This window comes from Gallintestinimicrobium sp., assembly GCF_046968865.1.
GTDB classification, from domain to species: Bacteria; Bacillota; Clostridia; order Lachnospirales; family Lachnospiraceae; genus Gallintestinimicrobium; species Gallintestinimicrobium propionicum.
In genome coordinates, this window is the sequence record NZ_JBKVPW010000002.1 from 185,441 (window position 1) to 198,316 (window position 12,876).

The 12,876-nt window shown below is 48.1% G+C and carries 12 protein-coding genes; 8 read left to right on the forward strand and 4 right to left on the reverse strand.

Annotated features, from left to right (window positions below):
* Nucleotides 1-52: 52 nt before the first annotated feature.
* From ACLTOQ_RS02670 to ACLTOQ_RS02680, 3 genes are all read left to right on the forward strand, one after another.
* Complete coding sequence (locus ACLTOQ_RS02670) at nucleotides 53-319, forward strand: DUF4366 domain-containing protein (RefSeq protein ID WP_412270309.1); 267 nt, start codon at nucleotides 53-55, stop codon at nucleotides 317-319.
* A 250-nt stretch (nucleotides 320-569) separates the two neighbouring features.
* Complete coding sequence (gene rlmD / locus ACLTOQ_RS02675; RefSeq protein ID WP_412318658.1) at nucleotides 570-1,991, forward strand: 23S rRNA (uracil(1939)-C(5))-methyltransferase RlmD; 1,422 nt, start codon at nucleotides 570-572, stop codon at nucleotides 1,989-1,991.
* A 281-nt stretch (nucleotides 1,992-2,272) separates the two neighbouring features.
* The gene (locus tag ACLTOQ_RS02680; protein WP_021915549.1) at nucleotides 2,273-3,628 is read left to right on the forward strand and encodes an MATE family efflux transporter; all 1,356 of its coding nucleotides are present in this window, start codon (nucleotides 2,273-2,275) and stop codon (nucleotides 3,626-3,628) included.
* A 63-nt stretch (nucleotides 3,629-3,691) separates the two neighbouring features.
* Here ACLTOQ_RS02680 and ACLTOQ_RS02685 read toward each other — a convergent pair whose 3' ends face one another.
* From ACLTOQ_RS02685 to ACLTOQ_RS02700, 4 genes are all read right to left on the reverse strand, one after another.
* Nucleotides 3,692-4,066 (reverse strand): desulfoferrodoxin family protein, encoded by a 375-nt coding sequence (locus tag ACLTOQ_RS02685; protein WP_412318757.1) that lies wholly within the window; start codon nucleotides 4,064-4,066, stop codon nucleotides 3,692-3,694.
* Between the two features lie 17 nt (nucleotides 4,067-4,083).
* A complete protein-coding gene (gene rbr, locus ACLTOQ_RS02690; protein WP_308727469.1) occupies nucleotides 4,084-4,626 on the reverse strand; it encodes a rubrerythrin in 543 nt (180 codons plus the stop codon).
* 78 nt (nucleotides 4,627-4,704) lie between these two features.
* The gene (locus ACLTOQ_RS02695; RefSeq protein WP_412318659.1) at nucleotides 4,705-5,361 is read right to left on the reverse strand and encodes a Crp/Fnr family transcriptional regulator; all 657 of its coding nucleotides are present in this window, start codon (nucleotides 5,359-5,361) and stop codon (nucleotides 4,705-4,707) included.
* 1 nt (nucleotide 5,362) lies between these two features.
* Nucleotides 5,363-6,142 (reverse strand): DUF134 domain-containing protein, encoded by a 780-nt coding sequence (locus ACLTOQ_RS02700; protein ID WP_412318660.1) that lies wholly within the window; start codon nucleotides 6,140-6,142, stop codon nucleotides 5,363-5,365.
* Between the two features lie 106 nt (nucleotides 6,143-6,248).
* Between ACLTOQ_RS02700 and ACLTOQ_RS02705 the strand changes: the two genes are divergently transcribed.
* From ACLTOQ_RS02705 to cas3, 5 genes are all read left to right on the forward strand, one after another.
* Nucleotides 6,249-6,545 carry a hypothetical protein gene (locus ACLTOQ_RS02705; RefSeq protein WP_412318661.1) on the forward strand — a complete coding sequence of 99 codons (297 nt, stop codon included), beginning with the start codon at nucleotides 6,249-6,251 and terminating at the stop codon, nucleotides 6,543-6,545.
* 166 nt (nucleotides 6,546-6,711) lie between these two features.
* Nucleotides 6,712-7,137 carry a DUF1893 domain-containing protein gene (locus ACLTOQ_RS02710; protein WP_412318663.1) on the forward strand — a complete coding sequence of 142 codons (426 nt, stop codon included), beginning with the start codon at nucleotides 6,712-6,714 and terminating at the stop codon, nucleotides 7,135-7,137.
* Nucleotides 7,138-7,180: 43 nt separating this feature from the next.
* Complete coding sequence (locus tag ACLTOQ_RS02715) at nucleotides 7,181-8,500, forward strand: hypothetical protein (protein ID WP_349173803.1); 1,320 nt, start codon at nucleotides 7,181-7,183, stop codon at nucleotides 8,498-8,500.
* A 60-nt stretch (nucleotides 8,501-8,560) separates the two neighbouring features.
* Nucleotides 8,561-10,393: a hypothetical protein gene (locus tag ACLTOQ_RS02720; protein ID WP_412318665.1), complete on the forward strand. Its 1,833-nt coding sequence runs from the start codon at nucleotides 8,561-8,563 to the stop codon at nucleotides 10,391-10,393.
* 277 nt (nucleotides 10,394-10,670) lie between these two features.
* Nucleotides 10,671-12,812 (forward strand): CRISPR-associated helicase Cas3', encoded by a 2,142-nt coding sequence (gene cas3 / locus ACLTOQ_RS02725; protein ID WP_412318667.1) that lies wholly within the window; start codon nucleotides 10,671-10,673, stop codon nucleotides 12,810-12,812.
* The last annotated feature ends 64 nt before the right edge of the window (nucleotides 12,813-12,876 follow it).

Here is a 12,876-nt window from a genome sequence, read left to right on the forward strand (position 1 = left end):
GATAAACACGACGATTGAATCATGAAAACAAGCAGAAAGGATGGAAGATAATATGGTAAAGCTGGATGAAATTCTGGAAGCGGTGAAGTACAAAGAGGCGGCGAAGAAAAAAGAAGAGAAAAAGACCTGTATTCTCTGGATTCTGGCGATTATCGGCATCGTTGCGGCTGTGGCAGCAGTTGCCTATGCAGTATATCGTTATCTGACTCCGGATTATCTGGAAGATTTTGATGACGACTTTGACGATGATTTTGAGGACGAGGATCTGGACAAGGAAGAACCTGAAAAAGAAGCTTCCGAAGAGAAAAAAGAGGACTAAGGATCGCGGAGACGTGCCATTAGGAGCAGACAGATCACGGTTTTTGAGTGTTTGAATTCCCTTTGGTTTGGAACGGTAGGAACGCGATTTGGAAGTGTGCAGATAAAACTTTATAGGGTTGCGCACGCCGGAGATGACGGGATGTTCTTACGGGAGCGGAAAAATCAGAAATTTCGCTTTTCGTGGGGACATCCCGTTTTGTAATAAAATATGTTTTTGCATGGCAGTATGTTTGTGGAATGGAGGAGAGATGAAAAAAGGACAGATCAGGACAGGCGTGGTGCGGAATGTGAAATTCCCGAACCGCGCAATGGTGGTGCTGGAGCCGCTGGAAGGTGCGGCAGATGGAGAAGAAATCTGCGAGGTAAAAGGTGCACTGCCGGGACAGAAGATTTCTGTCGTTATAACAAAGGTGCGGAAAGGCAAGGGAGAGGGCAGATTAAAGGAAATTCTGGAAAAATCGCCTGTAGAAACTGTCGGTGTTGAAAACGGCGGTTGCCCGCATTTTAATATCTGCGGCGGATGCAGCTATATTTCCATGCCATATGAAGAAAGCCTGAAGATAAAGGAAAACCAGGTCAGGGAGCTGTTGGAGCCGGTGCTTTCCAAACAGCAGAGCGTCTGTCAGATCGAGCCGATCCGTCAGAGCCCCGTTTATTACGGATACCGCAATAAGATGGAATTTACGTTCGGAGACGAGGTAAAGGATGGACCTCTGGCGCTGGGCATGCATAAAAAAGGCAGCTTTTATGATATCGTAACGGTGGATGGCTGTCGTCTTGTGGACGACGATTACAGTGCGATCCTGCGGGAGACACTCTATTATTTTGAAGAGAAAAAGACGCCCTTTTATCATCGCTATACCCATGAGGGATATTTGCGGCATCTGCTGGTGCGCAGGGCGTCCAGGACGGGAGAAATCCTTGCAGCGCTTGTAACGACAACGCAGCAGGAAGTTGATCTGGAAAGCTGGAAAGAGCGACTGATTTCCCTTCCGTTGAACGGAAAATTCGCCGGAATTTTGCATATTACGAACGACTCCATGTCGGATGCGGTCAAGTGCGACAGCAGTGAAATTTTGTACGGCAGGGATTATTTTTATGAAGAGCTGCTTGGACTGAAATTTCGAATTTCGACATTTTCCTTTTTCCAGACGAACACCTGCGGCGCAGAGGTGCTGTATGAGACAGCGCGGGAATATGTCGGCAGCCTGGTAAAGGAAGAGGGAAAGCCGGACAGTATCGTTTACGATCTTTACAGCGGCACAGGTACGATCGCGCAGCTGATGGCACCGGTTGCAAAAAAAGTCATTGGTGTGGAGATTGTGGAGGAGGCAGTTGTTGCTGCGCGGGAAAACGCGAAGCAAAACGGACTGGAGAACTGTGAGTTTATCGCGGGAGATGTTTTAAAGGTACTGGATGAAATCGAAGAAAAGCCGGACTTTATCATTCTCGACCCTCCAAGGGATGGCGTACATCCCAAAGCACTTTCCAGAATCATCGGTTATGGGGTGGAGAAGTTGGTATACATTTCCTGCAAACCGACGAGTCTTGCGCGGGATCTGGAGATTTTTATCGCAAACGGCTATGAGGTGCAGCGGTGTGTTCCTGTGGATCAGTTCCCTTGGACAACCGGGATTGAGACGGTGTGTTTGCTATCCAAACTAAAATAAAAGCTGGGTATTTTTAAAAGGAAAGGGTAAAAGTGTCAAGAATATACATTGCATTCATAGAAAGTATGGCTGCCGCTGTGTTTATTGTTCCACTTTGGTGTATATAATAGGTTTTGTTTTCATAACCGAAAACGAACGATTATTTATATGATATTTGGATTCTATTTAACTGCTGTATTAGCATTAGCAGCAGATAAAAAATAGTTCTAAAAGGTATATCTTTGTAATGCAAGAGTATGATACAATTGGTTGTGGATACTAAAAACTAAGGAAAATCAGGTATGCTGAATAAAAAAGATTTCTTAAAATACGCTTCAAAACTAGCCTTTCCGATCATGATCCAAAATCTGATCGGAACTCTGGTAAACATTGCGGATACGGTAATGCTTGGATATGTAAGCCAGACTGCCATGTCGGCTTCATCCCTTGCGAACCAGTTTACTTTTATTCTTTTCTGTTTATATTATGGTATGGCCACGGGTGCTTCCGTTTTATGTGCACAGTACTGGGGAAAAGGTGATAAAAAGACAGTAGAAAGAATTCTCGGCCTGGCGGAGCGAATCTCACTGATTGTTTCCTTCGTGTTTTTCGTGATTTCTTTTTCTGTGCCGGCTACGATCATGAAGATCTTCACAAGCAGTCCGGATACGATTGCTGCTGGCAGTGAATACTTAAGGGTAATTTCATTTTCCTTTATGTTTATGGGATTCTCTCAGGTTTTTATGAGCGCCCTTCGAAGCATCGGAAAAATAATGCTGCCTTCTGTCACGTACATTGTTTCGCTTTGTGTCAATGTTATTTGTAATGCCACCTTTATTTTTGGTCTGTTTGGATTTCCAAAGCTTGGCGTTACCGGTGTGGCTCTTGGTACTGTCATTGCCAGAATCACAGAAGTACTGATCTGCCTCATCTACTCATTAAGAAGTTCCGATGTCAGATTTCGGATAAAATACTTCTTTGCGAAATCAGGTATTCTGTTCCAGGATTTTATGAAAATTGCTACTCCGGCTGTAATAAATGATGTTGTCTGGAGTCTTGCCAGCTCAGCGTTTGCAGCAATCCTCGGTCATATTGGTGATGATATGGTTGCCGCAAATGCGGTTGCTGTTATGGTGGTAAATATTGGTGCGATCGCCTGTCGTGGTTTTGCCAATGCAACTACGATCATTGTCAGTCAGGAACTGGGTAAAGACAACATTGAGGCAGCAAGAGAATATGGAAAGCGCATGCTCAGAATAACAATGGTTGTAAGTCTGGTCGGATGCGTCATTATTCTGGCACTTCGTCCTCTGATACTGGATTTCTATCGGGATAAACTGACAGAGACGGCCATTTATTATCTTGGCACTTTTATAATTATGACAACCTGGCGCCTTGTGGGAGAAGGCATCAATACCTGCCTTATATGCGGCTGCTTCAGGGGTGGCGGTGATTCCAGATTTGGAATGATCATAGATTCCCTCTTTATGTGGCTTGTTGCAGTTCCACTTACCTTTCTTGCAGCATATGTCTTAAAGCTGCCGCCTGTCTGGGTATACTTTGTAATGACGCTGGATGAGTTCGAAAAAATGCCGGTGGTCTTCATCCACTATATCAGAGGTAAATGGCTCACAAACATTACCAGAGATTTTGATTAGAAAGCGGGGCTGTCGCACTAGCAAATATTTTTTGCTGGGCGGCAGCCCCTTTTGAAAGATGAATCACGCTTTCCACAGACTATGGAGGTTGCAGTAGGCGTAGACCGCTTCGACTTCATCGCCCTCGCAGAGAGCGAAGCAGACCTCCGGCTTCTCGCCGGGATGCAGTTCCTTGCGCTGATTGCCCTGCTTGGTCTGGAGAGATACCCACTCGATGTAGTGCTCCGGCAGCATGGGATGCTCCACGGAGCCGACCTTGACATGGACGATATCGTTTTCCACCGTCCAGACGGGGACATGCTTCTCCACGGCGGCATCGGTGGTGCCGGGAACGATCTCCCTCATCGGCTCGCCGCAGCAGATGACGGGAACGCCGATGTCCTTGATTTTGGTAATGATATTACCGCAATGCTTGCAAAGGTAAAACTTCTGCTCTATGATGATTCTTCTTTTCTTTAATAATTTTCCGCGTGAATTTCAAAGTAGCTCTGGGGATGGTTGCAGGCGGGGCAGACTTCCGGGGCTTTCTCCCCCACGACGATGTGACCGCAGTTGCGGCACTCCCACACCTTGACCTCGCTCTTGGCAAAGACCTGCGCTGTCTCCACATTGTGCAGCAGAGCACGGTAGCGCTCCTCATGGTGCTTTTCAATGGCGGCGACCAGGCGGAAGCGCTGCGCCAGCTCATGAAAGCCTTCCTCATCGGCAGTTTTGGCAAAGCCGTCGTACATATCCGTCCACTCGTAGTTCTCACCCTCAGCGGCGGAGAGAAGGTTTTCTGCGGTGTCGCCAATGCCGTTCAGTTCTTTGAACCACAGCTTGGCGTGTTCCTTCTCATTATCAGCGGTTTTGAGGAACAGTGCCGCGATCTGCTCAAAGCCTTCCTTCTTGGCCTTGGATGCAAAATAGGTGTACTTGTTGCGTGCCTCGGACTCACCGGCAAAGGCAGTCATCAGGTTTTTTTCTGTTTGAGTTCCTGCGTATTTCGTTTCTTTCATGGTGGATACTCCTTCCTTTTTTTTGCTTTTATTGTAGCAAATCTATGATTTTCTTCTGTGACGAAGTCACATTCCTTTTTATTTTAGACGATTCAGTCTGTTCTTATCCCGCAGCGTGATTGCACCACGCTTCAGCTCCACCAGTCCGTCCTCCGAGAAGCTTTTGAGCATCCGTGCCACTGCCTCCCGTGCCGAGCTGATGTGCTGGGCGATCTGCTCATGGGTCATGCGTATCGTGTCGGAGCCGGTACGCTCCGCTTCAGTAAGGAGAAATTCTGCCAGCCGCCGATCCAATCCCTTGAACATGATCTGCTGCATCGCCCACATCACATCAGAAAACCGTTTCGTTGCCAACTCATAGAGGAAGCAGCGGACATATAGATTTTTCTCCTTGAGTGCAGCAATGACATTTGCAGGGATAATCAGAACGTCCGTATCCATTCCGGCAGTCATTTGCGTATCAAAGGTGATCTGACTGATCACGCAGGAGGCGGAAAGCACGCATAGTTCGCCCGGATACAGGCGGAACAGCGTTACCTCCCGCCCCTCAGCAGAGAGAAGATAGGTGCGGATCTCGCCGGAAAGGACGAGCATCATTCCAAGACATTCGTTGTCGCTGCTGTGTACGAACGCACCTTTTTCATAATGGCGGACAAAGGCACTTCGGCGCAGCGTCTCCATTTCGTGTTCGGCCAAGGATGACCAGAACGGAAGTTGTGTCAGTGTGCGTTCCATATCAATGGCAGCTATGCTTACCGCAGCCGTGGTTACCGCAGGTGTGGCCGGCCTCGCCGTGCGCATGGTCATGGTGGTCACAGTGAACATTGGGATTGTAGCCAAGATTTCCGCTGAGCAATGCGTTTACCGCCGCATCAGCCTCCCCGCTGACACCGCCATAGAGCTTGATCCCCGCTTCGACCAGAGCTGCCTGCGCACCGCCGCCGATGCCTCCGCAGATCAAAGTGTCCACACCGTGCTGCATCAGAAAACCTGCCAGCGCGCCGTGACCGCTGCCGTTGGTGTCAACGACTTCCGCATGGATAACTTTGCCGTCTGCAGCTTCATAAAGCTTGAACTGTTCAGTGTGGCCGAAATGCTGAAAAATTTGACCGTTTTCATAGGTAACTGCAATTTTCATAATGGAATCTCCTTTACAATTTTGGTTGGATTTTTCTGGGTTAGCTCTCTGCATACGGCAGTAGCGGCCGCAGTGGGCTGCCTCCTGTCCTCCGCAGATGCGGTAGTTACCTCCGGTGATGTGCAGCGGCTTCCCATGGACAAGGCACGCTGCGATTTTGCGCCGTGCGCTTTCGTAAATCTCCTGCACGGTAGAGCGGGAAATATCCATTTGTGCGGCACATTGCTCGTGGGTTTGCTGCTCCAAGTCAACCAACCGAATAACCTCGTATTCGTCCAGCGTCAACAGGATCGGCTCGGTATCTTCACACCCGTTGGGGCAGAAGGTATCAACTTGTGGTGCGCCACAAATACGACGGCACCGTGGCGGTCTTGGCATGGGCGCTTTCCTCCTTCTGTTTTCGGTATATACCGATTATAGCACCTCGCGCAGAAAAATCAATACAGATTTTTAAAAAGCCGCTGTAACGCTTATTCGAGGTGCAGTGCTTCACTTCGATCGTGGTACCCAGTACACCAGTGCGCTTTACCGCAACACCCTGAGAAAAAATGAAGAGCTGCCGGACAGCATTGTTGTAGAGGTTATCGTAAAGCTGGTAAGCAATCCGAAGTTCGCCGCCATGATGCAGGAAAAGATCAGCATGAAGGTGGATATCTCTGCCATTGAGCAGGAGATCGCGGCGCATGAAAAGCAGCTTCGACAGAGTAATTCCGTAAAGGCACGACTGATGGAGGAGATTGATTCCCTCGACCCGGATGATAAGCACTACATGAAACGCTAAGCAGACCTTGATGACCGGCTTTACAAGATGTATGATAAAATCGAGGATACGGAAAACCAGCTCAAGCTCCAATCATTGCGGAAGATATGAGCTTGAGTTTGGACAATGACGCACATATCGAAATGGTATGCCTCTTGAGCAAAGAGGCAGGGGAGGAACAGCAGAGATGAATCAGGCAATGAAGAAAGCAAAGGAAACTTTTGCACAGGGAAATTATACCTGTGTCTGGTGCAGGGACAACGAGCTTTTGACGAGTAAGGAAGCAGGTCTTCGTCCGCTGCTGACACGCATCCGGGAGGGGAAGGATTTGAACGGATTTTACGCGGCGGATAAAATCGTCGGACGCGCGGCAGCATTTTTATATGTGAAGCTTGGAGCAGCCGGGGTGTATGCACCTGTGATGAGCAGGGGTGCGAAAGAGCTTTTGACGGAATACAACATACCTGCAGAAGCAGACGAACTGACAGAGAACATCCGAAATCGTCAAAATACCGGATTATGTCCAATGGAATGCGCAGTTTCTTCCTGCGGCAGTCCGGAAGCAGCGTATGCTGCCATTTTGGAAGCGATCAGAAAAATGCAGCAGAAATAAGCGATAAAAATAAAGGGGAAAACATAAGAGGAGGAGCGGTTAAATGCTGTACAAAAAGAATCAGGCAGAGAAACTGGAAGACAGCTTGTTTAAGCAGCCCACAGCGGAGTATAGGGGAGCTTCCTTTTGGGCGTGGAATACGATGCTGGATCAAAAAGAACTCGACAGACAGATGGAGGTCTTAAAGTCGATGGGCTTTGGCGGTGCACATCTGCATCCGCGTACCGGTCTGGAAACACCGTATTTAAGCGAGGAATTTATGGATCGGATCAAGGGCTGCCTGGCAAAAGCAAAGCAGGAAAATCTACAGGTTTATTTGTATGATGAGGATCGTTGGCCATCCGGATTTGCGGGAGGTCTTGTGACGAAGGAGGAAAAATACCGTGCGCAGTATCTTCTGTTTACAAACAAGCCTTATGAAGCAGGGGAAGAGGTACAGATGCAGACAGATTCCAGTGCGAGAGCAGCAAGAACCTTAAATGGCAGGCTGCTTGAGGTTTACGATGTCGTTCTGGACGAAAAGGGTTATCTGGTTTCCGGTAAAAAACTGGAGGAAGGGATGCAGCCCCAGGGAACCTGCTGGTACGCTTATCTGGAACGCCCGTTGCCGAGCACCTGGTACAACCATCAGACCTATGTAAATACGCTGGACAAAGCGGCAATGGATCGTTTCCTGGAAATCACCCACGAGGCTTATGCAAAGGAGATCGGGGACGAGTTTGGAAAAACTGTGCCGACGATCTTTACGGATGAGCCGCAGTTCTCTCATAAAACACTTTTGCAGTTTCCGCAGGAAAAACGGGATGTGATCCTGCCCTGGACAGAGGATTTTGCTCAGACCTATCAGGAAATGTATCAGGAGGATATTCTGGAAAAGCTCCCTGAGCTGATTTGGGAAAAAGCAGACAGAAGCGTTTCCACGATCCGGTATCATTATCATGATCATGTGACGGAGCGTTTTACCCGCGCGTTTGCAGACAATGTGGGAGCATGGTGCAAAAAGCACAATATCGCGCTGACCGGACATATGATGGAAGAGCCCACACTGCGCAGTCAGACTGCAGCACTGGGCGAGGCGATGCGTGCGTACAGAAGCTTTGAACTGCCCGGTATCGACATGCTGTGTGACAACCATGAATACACGACGGCAAAGCAGGCACAGTCTGCATCTCATCAGTTTGGGCGTGAAGGCGTAATGAGCGAGCTTTATGGTGTAACGAGCTGGAGCTTTGATTTCAGACGCCATAAGCTGCAGGGAGACTGGCAGGCGGCGCTGGGCATTACACTGCGTGTGCCGCATCTGTCCTGGGTTTCTATGAAGGGGGAGGCAAAGCGTGATTATCCGGCGAGCATCAATTATTAGTCGCCGTGGTGTAAGGAATATAAAACAGTTGAAGATCATTTTGCAAGAGTAAATACAGCCATGACACGTGGGAAGGCAGCTGTGCGTGTCGGCGTCATCCATCCAATCGAAAGCTACTGGCTTCACTGGGGACCGGAGTCCCAGACCGGATCGATTCGGGAGCAGATGGAGGAACGGTTCCAGAATGTGACCCGCTGGCTGTTGTTTGGCAGCTGTGACTTTGACTTTCTGGATGAATCGCTTCTGCCTGATTTGTGTACGGAAGCAGGAAACCCGCTGAAGGTCGGTGCAATGTCCTATGATGCTGTTATCATTCCCGGCTGTGAAACGCTGCGCAGTACGACAATAGAACGTTTGAAAACCTTTGCAAGAGCGGGCGGTAAGCTGATCCTGATGGGAGAAGCACCGACTATGACCGATGCAGTGCCCAGTAACGATGGAGCAGAGCTTGCAGCACTGTCCAGCCAGATCGTCTTTGAAAAAGCGGCGCTTTTGGAAGCGGTTGAGCCGTATCGCACACTGCGCCTGGAAAATGAGACGGGCAGCCTGACAAACCATTACATCTATCAGCTGCGCATAGATCAGGACTGCAGCTGGTTGTTTATTGCAGTGGGAGAGCCTGCAGGAAATCCGGATTTTGTGAAAAAGGATCCTGTGAACATCGTGTTAAACGGCAGGTTCACGGTGAAAGAATACGATACCATGACCGGAAGAATCCGGGATGTGAAGACAGCAAAAAGAGGGGCGCAGACGGTTGTAAATCATATCTTTTATAATCAGAGCAGCTTGCTGTTAAAGCTGATGCCGGTGGGCGAGACGAGCGGCAGCGTGCAGGCGGCTGATGCGAACGATGCAACACAAGCAGCTGGCGTGCCTGGCGCGATGCAGGCGGTATCTGGCGCATCCAGCACGGCAGAAAGCTGCGAAGCATGCGGCGATTCTGCTTTAGCTGCAGCCCTCCGGGAACAGCTCCTTGCGTCCGGCGCAGCGCCGAAAGCCCTTCCGAATCGTGTTGCTGTTACTTTAAGTGAGCCGAACGTTCTTCTTTTGGATCGAGCGGAATTTTGTATGGACGGCGGAGCATATCAGCCTGCACAGGAGCTGCTGCGGGCAGACAATGTCCTGCGCAGTCAGCTCGGTTTCCCGGCGCGCGGCGGAGAAGTTGCCCAGCCATGGGTATTGCCGGAGGAAAAGACGGAACATTTTGCGACCCTTCGCTTTACGATAGAAAGTGAAGTGGAAGTACCGGTACGTTTGGCGCTGGAGGAAGCGGAGCATGCATCTGTAAAACTGAATGGGAAAACAGTGAACGAAAAGGTGTCCGGCTGGTATACGGACCACTGCATCGGGACGATCGAAATCGGCACACTTCAGAAAGGCACAAATATAGTGGAAGCGACAGTTCCTTTCACGCACAGAATCGGTCTCGAATGGTGTTATCTCCTCGGTGATTTTGGCGTGCGTATCGAAGGCAGAGCCGGTGTTGTGACAGCACCTGTCAGAGAGTTAAGCTTTGGGGATATCGTATCCCAGGGACTTCCTTTTTATGGTGGAAATATTACCTATCATCTGCCGGTATCGATCGGAGCAAATGGCGCTGTTGTACATATTCCTCATTATCGTGGCGCACTCGTTGCAGTTGAAAAGGATGGAAAACGGTTGGGTGAAACGACATTTGCACCCTATGATCTGGAAGTTGGACAGGCTGATTCAATCGATCTGGTGCTGTTTGGAAACCGCGTCAATACCTTTGGCGCAGTCCATATGGTTGGAGAGGATGACAGATTCCTGAATCCCGGCAGCTGGCGCACACAGGATGATGGATGGTCGGAGGAATATGTGCTGCAGAAGGTCGGTATTTTGTCTGCACCGGTGATCGTGCCGGATAGATAGAAATAAGCAACAGAGTGTATGTTATGCGAACATTCCATTGTCTGGAATAATTTTATCGGAATAATAACAGCCGCACGGTGGCATCCGGGAACAGGGATTGCTGCGTGCGGCTATTATTATAGAAAAACAGAACATATATTTGGTGTGCGAGGGACGCTTATTGGACAGTAAAAAGAGTATAATGAAACCATCGAAAAAACGATCAGGAATTTTTAGAAGCGGATGTCAGAAAAAGGATCGTAACAGAAAAATGTCGAAGAAAATGGGGGAGAGGCATATGGATTATTTTGCGCATATTGATGGGGAACGAAAACAGAGTGTTTTGGAGCATTCGGAGGGGGTTGCAAGACTTGCTGGAATGTTTGCCGGAGAATTTGGAAAGTATGAATGGGGATATTGCAGTGGTCTGCTGCATGATATTGGAAAGTACAGCCTCAGGTTCCAGAGAAGACTTCAAAAAGGAGATGTTCAGGTGGATCATTCAACGGCTGGAGCACAACTTTGTGCGGCGAAAGGAGGATACTACTCATTTCTAAATTATTGTATTGCAGGGCATCATGCGGGCTTGCCAGATTGCGGAAGTAATACGGACAATGGCGGAGAATCTACGCTGAGCGGCCGCCTGAAGAAAAAGGTAGAGGATTATCAGGCTTATCAGACTGAGATTGAGGTTCCGCAACTTCATTCGGCGCCCATTGATCCAAAAGCTGTGCCGAACCCATATTTTTCGTTAAGTTTTTTTATGCGAATGATTTATTCCTGTCTGGTAGACGCAGATTTTCTGGATACGGAAGCTTTTATGAAGCAGGGAAAGACAGAACGAGATCCCGGCACGAGAATAGAAGAACTGTACAGAAAGTTAGATAAATATCTTGAGAATAAAAGATGGCTGGAAAATAAAAAACCCGATACGATCAACGGCAGACGAAGTGAGATTTTGCGGCATTGTATGGACATGGGAACTCAGGAAAAGGGAATGTTTCGTCTGACTGTTCCGACCGGTGGAGGAAAAACAATTGCCTCGCTGGCGTTTGCACTTCGGCATGCGGCAGCGCATCAGATGAAGCGGATTATTTATGTCATTCCATATACCAATATTATCGAACAGAATGCGCAGGTATTTCGGGAGATCCTGGGAGAGGAAAATGTGTTGGAAAGCCATTGCAACATTGATTATACCAGTTCGGAAGAGCTCAGACCGATGCAGCTTGCTTCGGAAAACTGGGACAAGCCGGTGGTTGTTACGACCAATGTACAGTTTTTTGAATCTCTCTTTGCATCGAAATCTTCAAAATGTCGGAAGCTTCATAATATTGCAAACAGTGTGATCATTTTTGATGAAGCGCAGATGATTCCGCCGGAGCATCTGAAGCCTTGTCTTGCGGTTGTAGAGGAACTGGCAGCGCAATATGGTTCATCTGTTGTGCTTTGTACAGCAACGCAGCCAACATTTCAGAATTTTTTCCAGAGAAATTGGGAGCCGGTTGAGCTTTGTCCATGTATGGAAGAGCAATTTCGCTTTTTCAAGAGGACGAGATTTGAAGATATCGGAACGGTGACAGAAGAAGAGCTGGAGGAAAAACTTTTAAAAGAAACACAGGCATTGTGTATTGTCAATACGAAGAAACGTGCACAGAGAATTTATAATGCGATCAAAGGGGACGGAGTCTTTCATCTGTCGACAACAATGTATCCAAAGCATCGGAAACGGGTGTTAGAGCAGATTAGGAAAAGACTGGAAGATGGTAAAAAGTGTATTTTAATTGCAACGAGTCTGGTGGAAGCTGGAGTGGATCTGGATTTTCGATCTGTATATAGACAGCTTGCGGGAATGGATTCTATGATTCAGGCGGCAGGACGCGGAAATCGAAATGGAGATCGTTCCATAGAGGAAAGTCCGGTATATATTTTCAGAATGGAAGGAAAAGAGTTTGTTCCCGGTCAGCAGATGCAGATTGATACGTCCAAAGCGCTTTTACTGGATGGATATCAGCTGGAAGATCTGGCGACAGTAGATCGGTATTTCCAGATGCTGTATCAGTTAAAACAGGATGAAATGGATAAGGACGGTGTGATGCGCTGCTTCGAAAATCAAAATTATCAGTTTGCGTCAGCTGCTAAAAAGTTTCATCTGATTGAAGAGAATACCGTAACAGTGTTTGTAAAAAGAGAGCAGGAAGCGGCGAAGTTATTGGGACAGATTCGAAGCCAGGGGTATTCCCGCACTTTGATGAGACAGGCAGGACAGTATTGTATCAATATTTATGACAGGGATTTTGAAAAATTAAACGGACAGGGAGCGCTGCGTCCGGTGTCCGGTGATATAGAAGATTTCTATGAATTGGTTTCGGAGGAACTGTACACAGAAGAAATGGGATTAAAAATGGATATTGAAGAAGGCATCGGAGTGTTTTGGTAATTGTTTTAGCAAGTGCTGCAGGCGGGAGTCTAGAGGATAAAAGCATACGGAACAGAAGAGAAAT

Excerpts from the sequence above, each read along its gene's own strand:
- ACLTOQ_RS02720 (WP_412318665.1), top strand. The coding sequence starts at position 8,561 with ATGACACGTGGGAAGGCAGCTGTGCGTGTCGGCGTCATCCATCCAATC.
- ACLTOQ_RS02670 (WP_412270309.1), top strand. The coding sequence starts at position 53 with ATGGTAAAGCTGGATGAAATTCTGGAAGCGGTGAAGTACAAAGAGGCG.
- ACLTOQ_RS02715 (WP_349173803.1), top strand. The coding sequence starts at position 7,181 with ATGCTGTACAAAAAGAATCAGGCAGAGAAACTGGAAGACAGCTTGTTT.
- cas3 (WP_412318667.1), top strand. The coding sequence starts at position 10,671 with ATGGATTATTTTGCGCATATTGATGGGGAACGAAAACAGAGTGTTTTG.
- ACLTOQ_RS02700 (WP_412318660.1), bottom strand. The coding sequence starts at position 6,142 with ATGCCAAGACCGCCACGGTGCCGTCGTATTTGTGGCGCACCACAAGTT.
- ACLTOQ_RS02710 (WP_412318663.1), top strand. The coding sequence starts at position 6,712 with ATGAATCAGGCAATGAAGAAAGCAAAGGAAACTTTTGCACAGGGAAAT.
- rbr (WP_308727469.1), bottom strand. The coding sequence starts at position 4,626 with ATGAAAGAAACGAAATACGCAGGAACTCAAACAGAAAAAAACCTGATG.
- ACLTOQ_RS02695 (WP_412318659.1), bottom strand. The coding sequence starts at position 5,361 with ATGGAACGCACACTGACACAACTTCCGTTCTGGTCATCCTTGGCCGAA.
- rlmD (WP_412318658.1), top strand. The coding sequence starts at position 570 with ATGAAAAAAGGACAGATCAGGACAGGCGTGGTGCGGAATGTGAAATTC.
- ACLTOQ_RS02680 (WP_021915549.1), top strand. The coding sequence starts at position 2,273 with ATGCTGAATAAAAAAGATTTCTTAAAATACGCTTCAAAACTAGCCTTT.